This window comes from Novipirellula galeiformis (genome assembly GCF_007860095.1).
Taxonomy (GTDB): domain Bacteria; phylum Planctomycetota; class Planctomycetia; order Pirellulales; family Pirellulaceae; genus Novipirellula; species Novipirellula galeiformis.
Genome location: NZ_SJPT01000004.1, coordinates 631,167 through 647,701, shown reverse-complemented (window position 1 = coordinate 647,701; position 16,535 = coordinate 631,167). Strand labels below are relative to the sequence as shown.

General features: G+C 54.5%; 11 protein-coding genes. 6 read left to right on the top strand and 5 right to left on the bottom strand.

Features of this window, described 5'->3' with window-relative positions:
- Positions 1 to 3: 3 nt before the first annotated feature.
- Both Pla52o_RS13330 and Pla52o_RS28015 read right to left on the bottom strand, forming a co-directional pair.
- The gene (locus Pla52o_RS13330) at positions 4 to 732 is read right to left on the bottom strand and encodes a hypothetical protein (RefSeq protein WP_231612309.1); all 729 of its coding nucleotides are present in this window, start codon (positions 730 to 732) and stop codon (positions 4 to 6) included.
- Positions 733 to 1,169: 437 nt separating this feature from the next.
- Positions 1,170 to 4,919, bottom strand: a complete 3,750-nt coding sequence (locus tag Pla52o_RS28015) for a PVC-type heme-binding CxxCH protein (RefSeq protein WP_146595081.1) — start codon at positions 4,917 to 4,919, stop codon at positions 1,170 to 1,172.
- 226 nt (positions 4,920 to 5,145) lie between these two features.
- Between Pla52o_RS28015 and Pla52o_RS13320 the strand changes: the two genes are divergently transcribed.
- Positions 5,146 to 5,961, top strand: a complete 816-nt coding sequence (locus Pla52o_RS13320) for a hypothetical protein (RefSeq protein WP_146595080.1) — start codon at positions 5,146 to 5,148, stop codon at positions 5,959 to 5,961.
- A gap of 88 nt (positions 5,962 to 6,049) precedes the next feature.
- Here Pla52o_RS13320 and Pla52o_RS13315 read toward each other — a convergent pair whose 3' ends face one another.
- Positions 6,050 to 6,550, bottom strand: coding sequence for a GNAT family N-acetyltransferase (locus Pla52o_RS13315; RefSeq protein ID WP_146595079.1), 501 nt, complete (start codon positions 6,548 to 6,550; stop codon positions 6,050 to 6,052).
- A gap of 256 nt (positions 6,551 to 6,806) precedes the next feature.
- Positions 6,807 to 7,079: a DUF1294 domain-containing protein gene (locus Pla52o_RS13310; RefSeq protein WP_146595078.1), complete on the bottom strand. Its 273-nt coding sequence runs from the start codon at positions 7,077 to 7,079 to the stop codon at positions 6,807 to 6,809.
- A 44-nt stretch (positions 7,080 to 7,123) separates the two neighbouring features.
- Between Pla52o_RS13310 and Pla52o_RS13305 the strand changes: the two genes are divergently transcribed.
- The 3 genes from Pla52o_RS13305 (at position 7,124) to Pla52o_RS13295 (ending at position 12,916) form a co-directional block, all read left to right on the top strand.
- Positions 7,124 to 9,109, top strand: a complete 1,986-nt coding sequence (locus Pla52o_RS13305; protein WP_146595077.1) for an AAA domain-containing protein — start codon at positions 7,124 to 7,126, stop codon at positions 9,107 to 9,109.
- A 255-nt stretch (positions 9,110 to 9,364) separates the two neighbouring features.
- Positions 9,365 to 9,994, top strand: coding sequence for a hypothetical protein (locus tag Pla52o_RS13300; protein WP_146595076.1), 630 nt, complete (start codon positions 9,365 to 9,367; stop codon positions 9,992 to 9,994).
- A gap of 342 nt (positions 9,995 to 10,336) precedes the next feature.
- A complete protein-coding gene (locus tag Pla52o_RS13295; RefSeq protein ID WP_146595075.1) occupies positions 10,337 to 12,916 on the top strand; it encodes an ATP-dependent Clp protease ATP-binding subunit in 2,580 nt (859 codons plus the stop codon).
- A 155-nt stretch (positions 12,917 to 13,071) separates the two neighbouring features.
- Here Pla52o_RS13295 and Pla52o_RS13290 read toward each other — a convergent pair whose 3' ends face one another.
- Complete coding sequence (locus Pla52o_RS13290) at positions 13,072 to 14,130, bottom strand: ThiF family adenylyltransferase (protein WP_146595074.1); 1,059 nt, start codon at positions 14,128 to 14,130, stop codon at positions 13,072 to 13,074.
- A gap of 136 nt (positions 14,131 to 14,266) precedes the next feature.
- Between Pla52o_RS13290 and ccsA the strand changes: the two genes are divergently transcribed.
- The gene (gene ccsA, locus Pla52o_RS13285) at positions 14,267 to 15,175 is read left to right on the top strand and encodes a cytochrome c biogenesis protein CcsA (protein WP_146595073.1); all 909 of its coding nucleotides are present in this window, start codon (positions 14,267 to 14,269) and stop codon (positions 15,173 to 15,175) included.
- Positions 15,172 to 16,455, top strand: a complete 1,284-nt coding sequence (gene hemA, locus Pla52o_RS13280) for a glutamyl-tRNA reductase (protein ID WP_146595072.1) — start codon at positions 15,172 to 15,174, stop codon at positions 16,453 to 16,455. The genes ccsA and hemA overlap by 4 nt, the downstream gene beginning before the upstream one ends.
- Positions 16,456 to 16,535: the final 80 nt, after the last annotated feature.

Genomic DNA, 16,535 nt, shown 5'->3' with positions numbered 1-16,535 from the left:
CGATTAGTTTGATCCAGACGAATCGCTGCCGATTTGAACTTTGATTGAACCGAGCACGCGAGTCAGTTCTCGCTCTTTGTTTCCAACGAACAAGATATTGTCCAACACGATCGCTCGTTTTTCGGTCGTGGGGTGCAAAATCAAACGGCCAGCACCAAGCAGCATGAACTCAAAAATATCATTGATCTCTTTATCGACTCGCAGATTCGGAGCGGGATAGCGTTTCAAGTCGCTCAGAAACCCGTGATGATGTAGCAGTTCGTTGTTCCGGAGTTCCCAGTAGTCGAATCGTACGCTCACAAAGACGGCGACATACATCAAAATCATCGCCAGCGCCGTGCAGACAAAGAAGGTCGTGTTGGCGGCGGGTCGAATCCCGGAGAGTACGCTTTCAATCGTCGGCATCAAATCGGGATAGACCAACGTCAAAATCCAAATTCCCATGCCAATCGTGGCCAGCACGAAGACCAACGTCAGCGACGTCGCGCGAGGAAAATCGAAAACGATGACGAACATGTTGGTGACCATCACCAATAGAAACAATCCTGTCATCACGACCGGAACCGTTTGCGTGTCGGGATCGACAGTGTGGTAACCGCCCAAATACATCACGATCGCCGCCACGGTCGCCACAATCAATGTGGGGTACATGAAGATAAATTTTGGATACGGAACCAGAAAAATCGAGTTCGACTTCGACGGTTTCTTAGCGACGTCTGACGTTGAACTCATCGATTTATCCTCTGTCTCTGGTGTTGCATTCTCATTCGCCATCACGTTTGCTCCCACGCTAACTTAATCATGTTGAATCACTCTCTCACACCCTTGGCACCGTTTGCGCAGCAGCAGGGCGCGAAGTGCTTGATATTCTGGATGCGAGCTATCTTAGCATCATCCGACTGCCGTGCATCGGGCACCTTCGCTGAAGCTGCCATTCCAAGTTGGGGATTCCGAAGCGAGCTGCCCGGGCATAGAGGACTTTCCCAAACCCGACGATTCTCTTAAGCACGTAGGGGAAAACGAAGCGATGGAACAGAAAACCCAGAGCCATGGCATGGCCACGACTCTGGGTTTGAATTGCTTCAGCGTTTGAATTGCCTTAGCGACGCAGGCGGCTAACGTGTCAAAAAAGGTTATTTCGACAAGCACACTCGCTCGAGCGGGGCTCGTTACTTTTGGTTTACCGGTTCAGAGTTAGGCAAACGACTTCCGAAAAAGACGGCTTGATCGAGGTGGAATGTGCCACCGTTCTCAAGTCCCAACTTGATGTACTGAGCCTTGGTTCCCGCGGGTAAATCGAAAGACCACGTCGCAGCGGGTTTCTCGCTCGTCCAAACCTTGTCCCACGATTGCCCATCGTTGCTAGTCCACATCGCCAACCCTTTTGCACGAGCATGGAACTTAGCGGTGCGGCGATTGGTAAGCTCCCCATGACGCAACTCTGTGGGGCCGGCCAAACGGATGACGATGAAGGACTCCTCGGGTTTGGCGCCCTCGCGAGAATGAAACGCGAAATCAAACTTTTTCGGTGATTTGCCGCTCAAGAACAATGAAGCTTCTTCGGAGTATTGACTCTGGAAGCTAGCTCCAAGCTTCAATTGAGCATCGCGCGAGACCTCTTCAAACTCACCGTGCTTTCGCAACTTCAGCTGCTTGTTGGCATCGGTCGAAATCCAACCATCATTGAGAAAGGCAATCAGGTCCAAAAACTCACCAGGCGAAATCGTTTCTAGCAAACCTTCGGGCATGCTACTGGCCTTCATTTCCTTGCGAATTTCGATCTCTTCCTTGTCAATCTTTTCAACCTTGCCGTTGGCGATGCCGAGCGTCAACGTTGTTTCATCCTCAGCCAGGATGAACCCGGCAAAAGGTTGCCCATCGTAGGTCAGGACTTGAACGGTTTCGAAGCCTTTGGAGATTTCTTCATTCGGCCAAACGATCGAACGAATCAGTTGCTCTCGCGAGAAGCGACTTCCGACGTCCGTCAACTTGGGACCGAACTCTTTGCCCAACTTGCCATGCAAGTGACATGCGGCACAGGCGCGTTCGAACACCTTCGAACCATTGTCCATGCTTCCCCCACCCGCGGCAACGAGTTTCGCGAGTGCCTTGTCATGCTCGGATTTTTTATCCGGGTTCATGACCGTGCGAAGTGGCACGTAGATGTCGCGTCCAGGACCGGTGGAATGCTGATAGTCGCGAAGCACTTTTTGCGACTCAGGCGACAAACTTGCCAAGTACTCAGGATCTTCACTGGCCTTTTCCCAGACCGGTCGTAGTGCTTGCAACGTGTGCTCGAATACGTAGTCGATCCACGAATCACGCGAGTTCTCGTAAATCCGTAGCGAGATTTCGACCGACTCGATCGTTTGCTGGAAACTCAACGCTCGAAGCGTTTCGAGTCGCACGCGAGGGTGCTCGTCGAGAATCGATTGACGCAAAATTTCGTTTGGATTCTCCATCCATTCCCATTGGTTGCCGACCACGTGAATGGCGGCACTGCGAGCATGAAAGTCCTCGCTTTTCATGATCCGGTTGACCAACGCGGGATCAACCTGATGAAAGAACTCTTGCAACCAGAGCACTTCGCACATTCGCATCGGATCGTTGGAATCACCTAACCACGCGGACGCCTTGGTTAGCACTTCGTTTTCATCGCGGTCATGCAAGGCACGACGAACGCGATAGCGAGTTCGAAGCTCGTAGGTGCTGAGTTGCTCGAGCAATTCATCGACGCTTTTCTTGTCTTGCAAAACAGGCTCGATGAGCGGCTTTTTGTCGTAGACCATGCGATAGACACGCCCATGCTCATGATCTCGGTTCGGATCGCGTTGGGAATACTGCATGTGTCCAATCAGCGCGTTGCACCAATCGCCGAACCACACCGCCCCATCGGGACCGACTTTGGGATCGACCGGGCGGAAGAACATGTCCGTCGAGGAGAGCAAATCCTCGATTCGCTTTCCGGTGAAACCGGCCGTTCCCGGTTCATCTTCGATCGTGAACTTGGGCATCCCATGCATGTTGATCACGCAGGCATAGATAAAGTGATCGTGATAGGCTTCGGGAAAGTGACGCGAGGTCAAAAATTCGCTGCCCACCGCAGGCCGCATGCCTTCATTGTTGAAGATGGGTTGCACGCTGCTTCGCGAACGAACCGCAGCACCCGAAAACAAGCTCGACCAGTGCTGTTGAGCCCCAGTACCGTCACCAATCACCCCCATGCCCCATTTGTCGAAAACCAAACACCATGGATTTCCGTAAGCAGGGGTGCGGAAGTGACGGATCTTAAGCGATTCAATGTCCCACACGTATGATCCCGAAGGTCCATGATTGCGGAAGGGCCCCCAGGGGGTTTCCAAGGTGGTCGACATCGAAACGCCTTCTTGCATGTACATCAAACCGCCATGCGAGAATTCCCAGGCCCCCATCGTATGGTGAGTGTCATCCGTTGCGAGTCCGTCGAGCATGTGCACAACGACGTCGGCTTGGTCATCACCATCGGTATCCTTCAAGTGAATGATCCGTGGTTCGTCAACGACCAACACGCCACCATCGTAAAATTCGAAGCCCGTGGGGCAAATCAATTTGTCGTAGAACGTCGTGCACTTATCAGCTTTCCCGTCGCCATCGGTGTCTTCGAGAATCAACAAGCGGTCACTCGGACGCGACGACCCCGGCAACCATTGTGGATAGTTCACCATGCATGAAACCCACAATCGCCCTTTTTCGTCAAACGCTAGTTGAGTCGGGTTGGCGAGTTCCGGAAATTCTCGCTCTGAAGCAAACAATTCCACCCGGAAGTCCTCCGGCACGGTCATCTGAGAAATCGATTCTTCGGGCGTGGGATACTCGAGCGTCTTGGGTTCGCGAAATTGTCGGAACTTTTCATCGCGAGATCCGAACATGGTTTCCGGAATGAAAACCTCACCGGTCCCCGAATCGTCAGGCTGATCGGCTACCGGTCGTCCCGCGGCGATATCCCATACGTAGCGATCGCGAACGGCGACCATTTGGCGAATCTTGCGAAACTCGGTCGGAAACGTTTCCGTATCCCAGGTGCGTCGACCCCCATAGACATACCAACCGTTTAGCATGCGATAGTCTTGCAGGTGCAACCATGATTTGTCGTTGATCGCGGTGCGAAGCTTTTCCATTTGTGCTCCGTCGACTTGCGGCGCCGGTTCGTCGAACAATTGGGCGTCAATCATACGCGCGAGTTCCACATCGCCCTGTTCATTCAAATGAATCCCATTGATCGTGAACTGCGCCCCCGGTTCGCGAGAGAACAATTCTTGGGTCGATGCAAAGACGTCGACGACCCGATAATTCTCGGACTTTCCAAGCTGGCGAACCGCTTCGGCGTACTTGGCTAGAATCGCGTTGCGCGAGACCGCGTCCGCATGCAAACGGTTTCCCGTCGATTCAAATGCGATCGGGGTGACCAAGATGAACGATGGCTTTCGCCCGTCAACGGTAAATTCAGTGGTAATCTTGCTCAGATACGCACGATAATTGGCAACGAACGTTTCGATCGCTTCGGGTGAGTCACCCGCGAACGATTCGTTGAATCCAAAAAAGCAAAGAAAAAAGTCAGCACCATATACTTTGAATGGGTCGTCGATCAGCGTGTAATTCCCCGGGCGCTGTTGATTGGCGACTTCATCGGCGGGCCAACCAAAGTTACGGAACTGAATGCGTTGATCGTGAGTACGTAATTGAAGAAGGGTTTCCAAATTCCCAAACAAGTTCATCCGCTCTGCGGTACTATTGCCAACCAGGGCTACACGTTGCCCGTCGCGAAGCTGAATCGATTCCGCTTGCACAGCCCCGCCAAGCAGAGCGTGCCCGAGCAGGGCGAGCGAGAGAAGGGCCACGGTGAATGCGACGTTTTGGGATGTCCGGTAGCGGATCGGCATGGAAGTTCACCTAACGGATAGGAGGAAGACGGGATGCGGTTATAGTGAATGAGCCAAGATTCGCCGCTAAGAGGAAACAGACGAATGGGGGTGGTCAGGCAAAATCGGAGATCCCCCTAGCGACTATACTAGTCAATGATTTTGCCCCTCGCACCATTCCAGGCACGGTTATTCTATCGCAGAGAGCGTTCCCATTTCCGATTATGCGTGTTCGGAGACAAGCATTTTGCCGAGTTCGGAATTTCCAGACGCCGATTCAGCCGAAGTTGATATTGAGGCCCCGGCGATACCGGTCTCGAAGGATCGAGGCTCGATGGTCAGCGTCCGCGAGTATGCCGATGCGTTTTCGGCCGAGACCATTCGGATCCGATTAGCGGCCGCCGGGATTCGCTCACTCGTCACTGGGACCGATGCCGCGGTGGCACTCAGCATGGGCGGCGCCGGAACGGACCGCTTGGTACGGATCGAGGTCGCCTCAGCGGATTACCAGCGGGCAGTCGATCTGCTGAGGGCTGACGAGAGATTGATCCAAAGTGCGGGACCCTGGATTTGTTCGCGATGTGAAGAACAGAACGAGCCCGCGTTCGAAGTTTGCTGGAGTTGCAACAAACGACGTAGCGAGCAGGATGCCACCGGACGCCACGTTCCCAAAACGCAAGATGGCTTTGAATCACATTTGGGTGCCGGTGACTTTGTCAGCGAAACTTCGACGGAGCCGATCAACGATTCGGACAATCCCTATCATCCTCCCACTCTGATTTCGGATCTGCCGGAACATCCACCCAAGAAGCGAAACGAACGCCGCGACGTGCATGCGGAAATCGATGAATCGGTCGCCGAATCGGTCAAGCGAGCTTATCTGTCATCGATCGTTGGAATTTTAGTGTTTCCACCGCTGCTTAACTTTTACTCGCTATACGTCACACTAAAAATCCCAGCGACCGCCTATCGTGACGCTACGGCGCGACGCAAGCTGATCTTCGCCTGGGTCGTCAATTCGATTTGCATTCTGCTGGGCGTCTGGTTCTGGACCGGCATGTGACCATCGTTGTTGTCAATCTCAGTTCCACTCTGACGTTGCAAGGGATGTGAAGCAAATAACTGGCGTAGTGGATCTTGCTAAAGATCCTTCATGGGGGATCTTTGACAAGATCCACTACGGAAAATGCGTCAAAAATCGTTTTGCTCATCTTGATATGAGGCAGCGTGACCTCGGTAAACGGTTCTCCCGTGACCACATAACCAAGCCGCTCATAGAACCCCACAGCCACCTTGCGAGCATGCAGCTGAATCGATTGCACCCCTTTCATCTTCAATTCCAATTCGACTCGGCAGAGCAGTTCAAATCCGATCCCTCGACCTTGGAATGCGGCATCCACGGCCATTTGACGAATTTTTGCTGCGGTCGGTGAACGCAGTATTACTGACACACATGCGAGCAAGTCATCGCCTCGGAGCATACCAAAATGCAGCTGGTCATGTTCCGCAGCAAGCTGGCGCTCGCTGTACGCTAGCCCCAGCGGTTGACGAAGCACTGCGTGACGCAGCGCAATCGCTTGACCATACACATTGGACTGAAATTCGATGGGAACGAATTGGATCGAGGCGGGACGGTCACTTTCGCTCGGCATGGCGACAAATCAACAATGGGTCTGGGTTGCGAATTTATTTCAAGCACACGAAATAACGTCCGTAGTGGATCTTGCTAAGCACCTCGGCAGAAGTCTTTCGGCATAACTCCTCAAAGCGGCGAAGCTGCAAAACGCAGCCTAAGCCCAATGAGTTGTGCGGAGGTGCTTAAAGATCCTTCATGGGGGATCTTTAGCAAGCTCCACTACGGGAAGGACGCGAATGGTTCCGGCGATGTTCCGAGCGAAGGGGGGACGATCAATGCCATGTGTAAACAACGGCTGCCACGGCAATCAGATTTAGAGTGGCGGCCAACGCGAATTGGATTCGATAAGATCGTTTATAGGTTTTGTGACGCAGCCAACGACCGGCGATCCAGCCCCCAGGCCATCCACCGACGAGCGACCACCCCAGTAGCGTTCGCTCGGAAATCCGACGCCGACCCGTTTGTGCAGCGCGTTTGTCCCACGCGTACAGAATTGCGGTGATCAAACTTGCTACCAGTGTCGAAATTGCGAAACCGATTAACATGAGCGGAAACTTTCCCTGACCTTTTTCATTTTGAGCTCTCTGTGATGTCGTCTCGTTCTGGCCAGTCTCGTCCGCGTCGTGGATCTTCACGTCCTGCTGTTTCAGGTTCCAGTACGTTTGGTGGCGGCTTAAAGGGGGTGAGGGACTGCATCACCCCCGAAGATTACTTCGGCGTTTTGGAGCATTGGCTCGCGTTGGAAGGCGAAGCCGAACGCGCCCGAATGGCGCTGCGACGGCAAATTCGCTCGCAACGAGACGTGGAAAGTAGCGGGGAAACCCTCGTTTCGCTACAGATGTCCGACCACAAAACGGGGCTAGCGGGCCGATTGCTGCTCGATTTTGTCAAACCCGGCGGCGAAACGCTGCCGATGAACCGTTTGAAGGTCGGTTCGCCCGTGGTGATCTCAGACTGGTCCGACGCCTCGGACGAAGGCGTCGCTGGGGTGGTCAGCCGCCGCAAGCATAACGCGATTCAGGTGGCGACGGAGCAGTGGCCGGCGGGATCGATGTTTCGCATCGATCTTTCGCCCGACGAAACGACTCGCCGTCGCCAGATGGCAGCGATGGCAAAAGCTCAAACGGCGACTGCCCGCACCGGACGACTGCGTGATGCGTTGCTTGGATTTCGGCCACTGCGTTTCGATCCCCTGCCCGACCTTCGTTTCTTGACCCGCTTGAATCCACCGCAACAAGATGCCGTGCGATTCGCCATGTCGGCTCAAGATGTCGCGATTCTTCACGGTCCCCCGGGGACCGGTAAAACGACCACCATCGCCGAAGTCATCTACCAAGCGGTCGCCCGCGGAGAACGCGTGCTGGCATGTGCGCCGAGCAATACCGCCGTCGACAATCTGCTCGAGCGATTGGTTGCCATCATGCCCAACGTGTTACGCGTCGGACACCCCGCCCGAGTGTTTGAATCGCTACGAGGCCACACGCTTGATGAACTCGTTGATGCCGATCCGTCGACCGACATCATTCGCGAGATGCGTCGCGAATTAGAAGATCTAATGCGTGCCGCGTCCAAAAATTCGAGGGGCCGCGATGCGCATCGGCGCAAAGGAGCACTGTATGCCGAAGCCGGTCAACTTCGTGGCCAAATTCGCTCACTCGAACGCAGCGTGATCCGCAGTGTGATCGATTCCTCGGACGTCGTTTGTACGACCACCACCATCGACGACGAGCTGTTGTACGACCAAGACTTTGATTTGGTGGTGATCGATGAAGCGTGCCAATGCACCCAGCCCAGTGTGTGGCAAGCGGTGTTGCGCGCCGATCGCTTGGTTTTGGCGGGTGATCACTGCCAATTGCCGCCCACCGTCTTGAGTGACGAAGCGGCGCGAGCAGGGATGCGTGAATCGCTGATGCAATCACTCGTGGAGCGCGAAGGCGATTCGATTTTCCGCCGCTTGGTCGTCCAATACCGCATGAACGAAACGATCATGAACTTTTCTTCGCAACAGTTCTATGATGGAACCTTGGTCGCCGATGCATCAGTTCGTTCCCACCGCTTGTGTGATCTGCCAGACGTGATCGAAAGCGATTTGACGACGCAACCCATTGAATTCATTGACACCGCAGGTGCCGAATTCGACGAGCAATTGGAACCCGATGGCCAGAGCAAACTGAATCCCAAAGAAGCGAACTTGATCCTGCGTTTGATTCGCGAGTTCCTTGATGCGGGGGTCCAACCGGAACAAATCGCCGTGATTGCACCCTATGCAGCCCAAGCCCGGTTATTGCGATCGCGATTGGAAATGCCGGAAGTTGAAATCGACACGGTCGACGGATTTCAAGGACGCGAGAAAGAAGTCGTGCTGCTGACGATGGTGCGCAGCAACGACAAAGCGGAGATCGGCTTTCTCGCCGACACGCGGCGTACCAATGTGGCGCTGACCCGAGCGCGTCGCAAAATGATCATGGTGGGCGATAGCGCCACACTTGCCAGCAACGAGTTTTATGCTTCGTTACTGCAATATTTTGAAGACGCCGGAGCCTATCAATCCGTTTGGCAGTTCGGCGACGTCTAGGTAGCAAAACTGTTTGGGATGCGGAGTCAAAGCTCGGGGACAAAAGTCGATTTCAGCGTAGCTACGCTCGCCAGAGCGTGGCGTGTTTCGACGTACTGTCCACCGTCTAGCGACGGTAGCTACCGTTTTTCAATGAAGGATCTTTAGCAAGATCCAATTCCTCGATATCGAAGCTCATGTTCAACAGAATGTGAACTTAGGTAATTTGGCGATTGTGCTTGATTCGTTCGGCTGCGAATGAGTACAAGCGAGGTTATGAGCGCGAGTTACTATTTATCGTGTCTTTGGCCAGGGTTGCCAGAGTTGTGGTGGCGTGGCCGGTTGGCCTCGTTACCGTTGGCGATCGGTTTTTGCCTTGCGCTCAATAGTTTTTTCGTTTTCGGTTGGTTATATCCCGGTTGGTTGTCGGGCGGATTGTTCTGGATGGCCACGCTGGTGGGCGCCGCGGTGTGGGGTTTTTACGTAATTCGCAGCATTCGCGAATTACCAGAATTGATTCACCCGCGCAAGGTCAGCGAAGAACCTGACCGTTTTGAAGAGGCCCGGGCCGCCTATTTGCGAGCCGATTGGGAAGCCGCTGAGGAATTGTTGACCTCGGTATTGGCCGTGGAGCCTCGCGACCCCCCGGCCTTGTTGATGTTGTGTTCGGTTTATCGACATCTATCCCAATTAGACCACGCCACCGTTCTTATTAACGAAATCAGCCGTCTCGAGGTGGCCGATCCCTGGTGGGTCGAAGTCGAAACCGAACGGAAACGAATTCGTCGTGCCGTGGCGGCCGAAGCGGAAACTGGAAACGAGTCAAATCAGGACGTCCGAGATCGCGATGCGAAGCGCCATCCAAACGCTGCCGATATGACAGCAGAGAGCGCAGCGGCCGCTTAATGCTAGCTTTCTATGCGGTTGTGATCGCATCGACGAGGTGATGGCGAGGAAGTTCTTCAAGAAACTTCCTCGCTGTTTTCGAGAAGATTCGGCGTCAGCGGGCTTCTTTTCCGCTTTCCAATGTCAAGCTCCTATCCCCGGCCTTTGACCTACCCGATAGAATCAAACATTGGAGTCGAAAGTCATCGCGTTGGATTGGCATCATTCCGCACGAACACGAAAAGTCATTCCCGCTGAGACCGCCATTGCCATCAAGAGCAAAAGTGGCGTACGGTTTGCTTATCTAAATTTATTGCGAAATGTATCGCCAGTTTGACAGCCTGGGTAAACGAGATAATTGATATGTACGAACGCTTTACCGACCGCGCCCGAAAAGTCATGCAATTGGCTAATCAGGAAGCACAGCGGTTCAACCACGAATACATCGGCACCGAGCACATTTTGTTGGGCTTGGTCAAAGAGGGCAGTGGTGTTGCCGCCAATGTGCTGAAGAACCTTGAGGTCGATTTGCGAAAAATTCGGCTTGAAGTAGAAAAACTTGTGCAAAGTGGTCCTGAAATGGTCACGGTCGGCAAGTTGCCACAAACTCCGCGTGCCAAGAAAGTCATCGAGTACTCGATGGAAGAAGCACGCAATTTGAACCACAGTTATGTCGGTACCGAGCACATTTTGCTCGGCCTGCTCCGCGAGCAGGAGGGCGTTGCGGCTCAGGTATTGATGAACCTTGGGCTGAAGCTCGAAGACGTTCGCGAAGAGGTCTTGAATCTGTTGGGCCATGGGCTCGAAGGTGCCGAGGTTGGCGAACGCGGTGGTCGCAGTGGCGATGGCGAAAGCAGCGGCAGCTCGTCAGGCAAGAGCAGCAAGAGCAAGACTCCGGCTCTGGACAGCTTTGGTCGCGATTTGACCGAGTTGGCCAAGAAGGGCGAACTGGATCCTGTGATCGGTCGTGAACGAGAAATCGAACGTGCGATTCAAATCCTTTGCCGCCGTACCAAGAACAACCCCGTCCTGCTCGGTGAAGCGGGCGTCGGTAAGACCGCGATCATCGAAGGCTTTGCTCAGAAAGTAATCGAAGGCGAAGTCCCCGAGATTTTGGCTGAGAAGCGTATCGTCGTTTTGGACTTGGCGATGATGGTCGCCGGTACCAAGTATCGCGGTCAATTCGAAGAGCGAATCAAGGCGGTCATGACCGAAGTTCGCCGCGTCAAGAACACGATCCTGTTCATCGACGAGTTGCACACTTTGGTGGGTGCCGGGGGTGCCGAAGGCGCCATCGATGCCGCTAACGTGCTGAAGCCAGCACTCGCTCGCGGTGAGATCCAGTGTATCGGTGCGACGACCTTGGACGAGTACCGCAAGTACATCGAAAAGGACAACGCACTGGCGCGTCGTTTCCAAGAAATCATTGTCGAGCCGACTGGCAAGACCGAAACGATTGCGATCCTAAAAGGACTTCGCGAACGTTACGAAGAACATCACCGCGTTCAATTCACCGACGACGCGATCGTTGCTGCGGTCGAAATGAGCGAGCGTTACATCACCGCACGCTGCTTGCCCGACAAGGCAATCGACGTGATCGATGAAGCGGGGGCTCGGGTCCGATTGCGGACCATGACTCGTCCACCGGATTTGAAAGAAATCGACGAAGAAGTCGAAAAGCTGAACAAGGAAAAAGAGGACGCGGTCGCGAACCAAGACTTCGAAAAAGCCGCCAATTTGCGTGATCAGGCCGAAAAGCTTCGCAAGAAGAAAGACCAAATCACTGCCGAGTGGCGTCAAAAGAGTCAGCAGACCGACGGCGTTGTCGACGAAGAAGTGATCGCGGAAGTGGTCAGCAAGATGACCGGTATTCCGTTGACCCGTTTGTCGACCGAAGACAGTCTGCGTCTGATGAAGATGGAAGAAGAACTGCACAAGCGAGTCGTCAGCCAAGAGCAAGCCGTCACCGCGGTTGCCAAGGCAGTACGACGTAGCCGTAGCGGTTTGAAAGATCCAAAACGTCCGACCGGATCGTTCATTTTCGCAGGACCCACCGGGGTGGGTAAAACGTTGCTTGCCAAGGCCTTGGCCGAATACATGTTTGGCGACGCCGATGCACTCGTTCATATCGACATGAGCGAGTACATGGAAAAGCACAACGTCAGCCGTTTGATCGGTGCCCCTCCAGGATTTGTCGGCTACGAAGAAGGCGGTCAGTTGACCGAAAAGATTCGTCGTCGTCCGTACGCGGTAGTCTTGTTCGATGAAATCGAAAAGGCTCACCCCGATGTGTTCAACATGATGCTGCAGGTGATGGAAGAAGGCCGTTTGACCGACTCGTTCGGTCGTAACATCGACTTCCGTAACACGATCCTGATTATGACCACCAACGCGGGTGCCGAAGCGATCAAGAACGAATCTTCGTTTGGTTTCCAAAAACCGGACGGCGATGCCAGTTACGATTCGATGAAGAGCCGCGTGATGGATCAGATCGAACGCGTTTTCCGACCCGAGTTCTTGAACCGCTTGGACGACACGATCATCTTCCGTCACTTGACCAAGGAAGACCTCAAATCGGTGATCGATTACGAATTGTCGAAGGTCCGCGAACGTTTGTTGGAACGCGGTTTGGCAATCGAATTGACCGACGAAGCGAAAGAGTTTTTGGTCAAGAAGGGCAGTAACCTTGATTACGGTGCACGTCCGCTTCGCCGAGCGATCGAGCAACGGATCGAAGATCCGCTCAGCGAAGAGTTGCTGCAAGGCACCTTCGAAGGCAAGGACACCATCGTGATCGACGCCTTCAAGGACAGCGATGGCAAAATCACTCGCCTTGATTTCAAAGGCGAGAAACGAGGCTTGCCCGAACCGAGTGAAACCGTCACGGCGGGTGTCGGCGAAGACAAGGGCGACTCGGACAAATCCGATGGCAACGATTCCTAGTCATCACGGATGAATTCGTGACAATCAAAATCAAAGGGCAGACGTGCAAGCGTCTGCCCTTTTTTTATGGAAGCCCTTTTTATCGGGAGCCCTTTTTTTTGGAAGCCCGTTTCGATCGGCGCTGGGGGGAGCCCCCCGTCGCAGTCCGCTGGACGCTACCCCCCCACAAAGCGATCATAAAGCGATCGCGCCTTGCTGGCGTTGTCGGTCCCATCAATCACCGCACGCCCATCGGCAAAGAGGGTTAACCGCAGCGGGGGTTCGTTGCCCTGAGACGCGATCATCAATCGGGCGAAGAAGCGATTCGCTTGAACCTCTCCTTGCCCCTGCCAACGCTCGGCGACCTGCTTGAGCGCCACCTTGGATGCCGTTGCCGGCGTGATCTGAACGGCGTCGCGTCCACAGATCTCCACGGCGCTGCGAGAGCGAGCATGATCGGCATCTAAGAAGTCGTATTGGTGTTCACCGCACGCTCGACAGGATTGGCTCAGCCCGGGGTCGATCCCCAAGGCTCGGAAGCGGTTCCGCCACAGATCGATCGACCACAGTTCCTCGTGAACGGTGTCACGGTTGCCCGAGAGCCACTTGAGTGCCTCGAGCGACTGCAGACTGGCAACCACGTGGGTTGCTGCTCCGAGCACCCCAGCGGTATCACAGGTCGCCACCGACGCTGCGGGAGGGGGCTCCGGAACCAGACAGCGAAAGCAGGGGGCCCCCTGTCCATCAAACAGACGAACTTGACCGCTCGCCCCAATACAGCCTCCATGCACCCAAGGGGTTTTGTTCTTCAGCGACCAATCGTTGAGCAGAAACCGGATCGCGAAATTGTCGGTCGCATCGATCACGAGATCCGAGCCCTTGAGCACCCCGCTGATGTTGTCAGCGGTGATGTCGACGACGACCGGTTCGATTTCGATGGTGCTGTTGATTTTCGTCAATCGCTCGCTGGCCGCTTGAACCTTCGCTCGTCCTTGCTCGGCATCCTGTTCGTCAAACAGCGCTTGTCGCTGCAGGTTCGTCCACTCGACCAGATCGCGGTCGAGCAACCGCAGATGCCCTACCCCGGCTCGAGCGAGTATCTCCGCGGCCACACTGCCCAGCGCACCACAACCGAGCAGCGTCACACGCGATTGCTCGATGCGCCGCTGTCCCTCGATTCCCACGGGATTGAATTGGATCTGGCGGGCGTATCGATTGTGGCTTGAATCTTCCATGGTTCCTCGGTCCGATTGCGCTTCTAAACTTGCCAAGCTGACAAATTTGAGTGAGTGTGTAGGATGGTTGCTGGAAATGTTTTGTAAATTCGCTCGTACGTTGTCACCGCCCCCCCATCGCCCACGAATCACCACGATGCTCGCTATTCTTAGCAAGATAACCGTGACCTGTTTCTTTGCGAGCTACTTGATTGTGCTCGTCTTAGAACTACTCCGTTTGCTAGGCAAGATACCTGGACGCGGCTTACTCGTCATCGTGATGATGGGGTTAGGGCTGTTCACCCATCTGTGCTACTTGGTGCTAAAGATGGTCGCTTCGGCGGCAACGGCGGATCGTGGACTGCTGGCGAGTTGGTCCGAATGGTCACTCTTATTGGCCTTGGGAATGGCCATTTGTTTTTTAGTTTTCTATCTTCGCCGCCCCGATACCGTCATCAGTTTCTTCTTTTTGCCAGTGATCTTGTTGCTGATCGGGTTATCGATTGCCGTTCGACCGATGCCCCCCTTTTCCCGTTCCGAGGCGGCGGAGGTTTGGTTGAGCGTGCATGCGTTTGGGATGGCGACCGGTGCCGGGGCGGTGCTGATTGGATTTCTCGCCGGAGTGATGTACTTGGCTCAATCGTGGCGTTTGAAACAAAAACGTGCCGGTTCCGCTTTGCGATTACCGACCCTCGAAACACTCGCTCGCTTGAACCGCCAATGCTTGATTGTCAGCACGTCCGCGGTGGCCATCGGCGTCTTGGCCGGGGTGGTGATGAATTTGAATCGTTGGGGCCAAGTGGCATGGACGGACGGGGGAATCTTGTTCAGTTTTCTACTCTTGGTCTGGTTAATCGTAGCCAGCTCGGTTGAGTTCTTCTACGCACCCGCGCGGCAAGGTCGCAAAGCGATTTACTTGACGTTGGCGAGTCTCGGTTTTCTGGTTTTGGCATTCGTTGGCGTGATGACTTCCTCGCACGGTCGCGACGAGACCCCTGCTGCTGAGAACATTGACGCGATCACCGCGACCGATCGATCGCAGCGGCATGAGGCACTGCGATCATGAAATTACAAATGATTGGCTGTAGCCACCGTGACGCTGCGGTCGAATTTCGTGAACGCATTTCCTTTACCGCAGATCAAGTTGGCAAGGCGTTAAAGGATTTTCGACAACGCTTTCCCTCGGCCGAATTGGTCCTGTTAAGCACCTGCAATCGCGTTGAGTTGTATGCTTCCTCCAACGACGATTCGGTCGGATTGGATCGGGATTCTGTCGCCGACTTTCTCGCTGGCCAACATCAGTTAACCGCGGATGAAGTCATCCACCACATGATCTATCGGACCGGGCCCGAGGCGGTCGAACATCTATTTACGGTCGCAGCGAGTCTCGACAGCATGGTGCTGGGTGAAGCTCAGATTTTGTCCCAGGTCAAACAAGCCTACGACTTGGCTTGCAACAATGGTTCGACGGGCCCCTTAACGCACGCGGTCTTTCAAGCGGCCAATCGAACGGCAAAGCGAGTTCAGCAAGAGACTTCGATTCACCGCCGCCGGCTGAGCGTTCCCAGCGTGGCGGTCGGCGAGGTCGTTCCCGAAGTCTTCGATTCGCTTCATGACAAACAAATTGTGGTTTGTGGCGCGGGGGAAATGGGCGAGGAAACGCTGCCCTACCTCCTCCAAGCCGGTGCCACCAAGATCACGATTGTCAATCGAAGCGCCGAGCGGGCCGCCGAACTTGCCAACCGCTTTGACGTTCAAACGGCGCCGTGGAGTTCCTTAACTGAGAAATTGATCGAGGCCGATTTGTTGATCGGGACTACGAGCGCCCCGGAACCGATCGTCGATCGCGCCCTGTTTGAAAGCATCCGCAGCAAACGCAAAGGACGCGTGTTATTGATCTTGGATCTCGCGGTCCCACGCGATTTCGACCCCGCCCTGGGTGATTTTCCCAACGTCTATCTGTACCAGATCGACGATTTAAAAGCGGCTTGCGAGCGCAATCGACGCGAACGGGAAAAGGAATATCCCAAAGCGCAACAAATCATCGCAGACGAAACCGAACGTTTGATCCTGGCGGTGAACCATCGCTCTACCGGGCCAGTGATTCGCCGCTTACGCGAGAATGCGGCCGAGATCAAAACCGAGGAGCTTAAACGCTTGAAGAACAAGCTCGAGCAATTAAACGTCAACCCATCGGTGATTCAAGAGATCGACAAGTCGTTTGATCGGTTGACCAATAAATTGCTTCATCCGCCCCTATCGTCGGTACGCGACGATGCCGCCGAAGGACACCAGCGTGGATTGCTTGAAGCGCTACGCCACCTGTTCAATTTGGGCGACGAATAGCGTGGTCTTTGACGTAATCGATTCCCACGGCGGCGGAGCGGTGTCGCGGGCCTGAAGGTGTCGCGGGCCCTGAAGTCATC

What these genes read in the sequence shown, in the direction of transcription:
- Pla52o_RS13300 (WP_146595076.1), top strand. Translation starts at nt 9,365, where the DNA reads ATGAGCGCGAGTTACTATTTATCGTGTCTTTGGCCAGGGTTGCCAGAG.
- Pla52o_RS13295 (WP_146595075.1), top strand. Translation starts at nt 10,337, where the DNA reads ATGTACGAACGCTTTACCGACCGCGCCCGAAAAGTCATGCAATTGGCT.
- Pla52o_RS28015 (WP_146595081.1), bottom strand. Translation starts at nt 4,919, where the DNA reads ATGCCGATCCGCTACCGGACATCCCAAAACGTCGCATTCACCGTGGCC.
- hemA (WP_146595072.1), top strand. Translation starts at nt 15,172, where the DNA reads ATGAAATTACAAATGATTGGCTGTAGCCACCGTGACGCTGCGGTCGAA.
- Pla52o_RS13290 (WP_146595074.1), bottom strand. Translation starts at nt 14,130, where the DNA reads ATGGAAGATTCAAGCCACAATCGATACGCCCGCCAGATCCAATTCAAT.
- Pla52o_RS13305 (WP_146595077.1), top strand. Translation starts at nt 7,124, where the DNA reads ATGTCGTCTCGTTCTGGCCAGTCTCGTCCGCGTCGTGGATCTTCACGT.
- Pla52o_RS13315 (WP_146595079.1), bottom strand. Translation starts at nt 6,550, where the DNA reads ATGCCGAGCGAAAGTGACCGTCCCGCCTCGATCCAATTCGTTCCCATC.
- Pla52o_RS13310 (WP_146595078.1), bottom strand. Translation starts at nt 7,079, where the DNA reads ATGTTAATCGGTTTCGCAATTTCGACACTGGTAGCAAGTTTGATCACC.
- ccsA (WP_146595073.1), top strand. Translation starts at nt 14,267, where the DNA reads ATGCTCGCTATTCTTAGCAAGATAACCGTGACCTGTTTCTTTGCGAGC.
- Pla52o_RS13330 (WP_231612309.1), bottom strand. Translation starts at nt 732, where the DNA reads ATGAGTTCAACGTCAGACGTCGCTAAGAAACCGTCGAAGTCGAACTCG.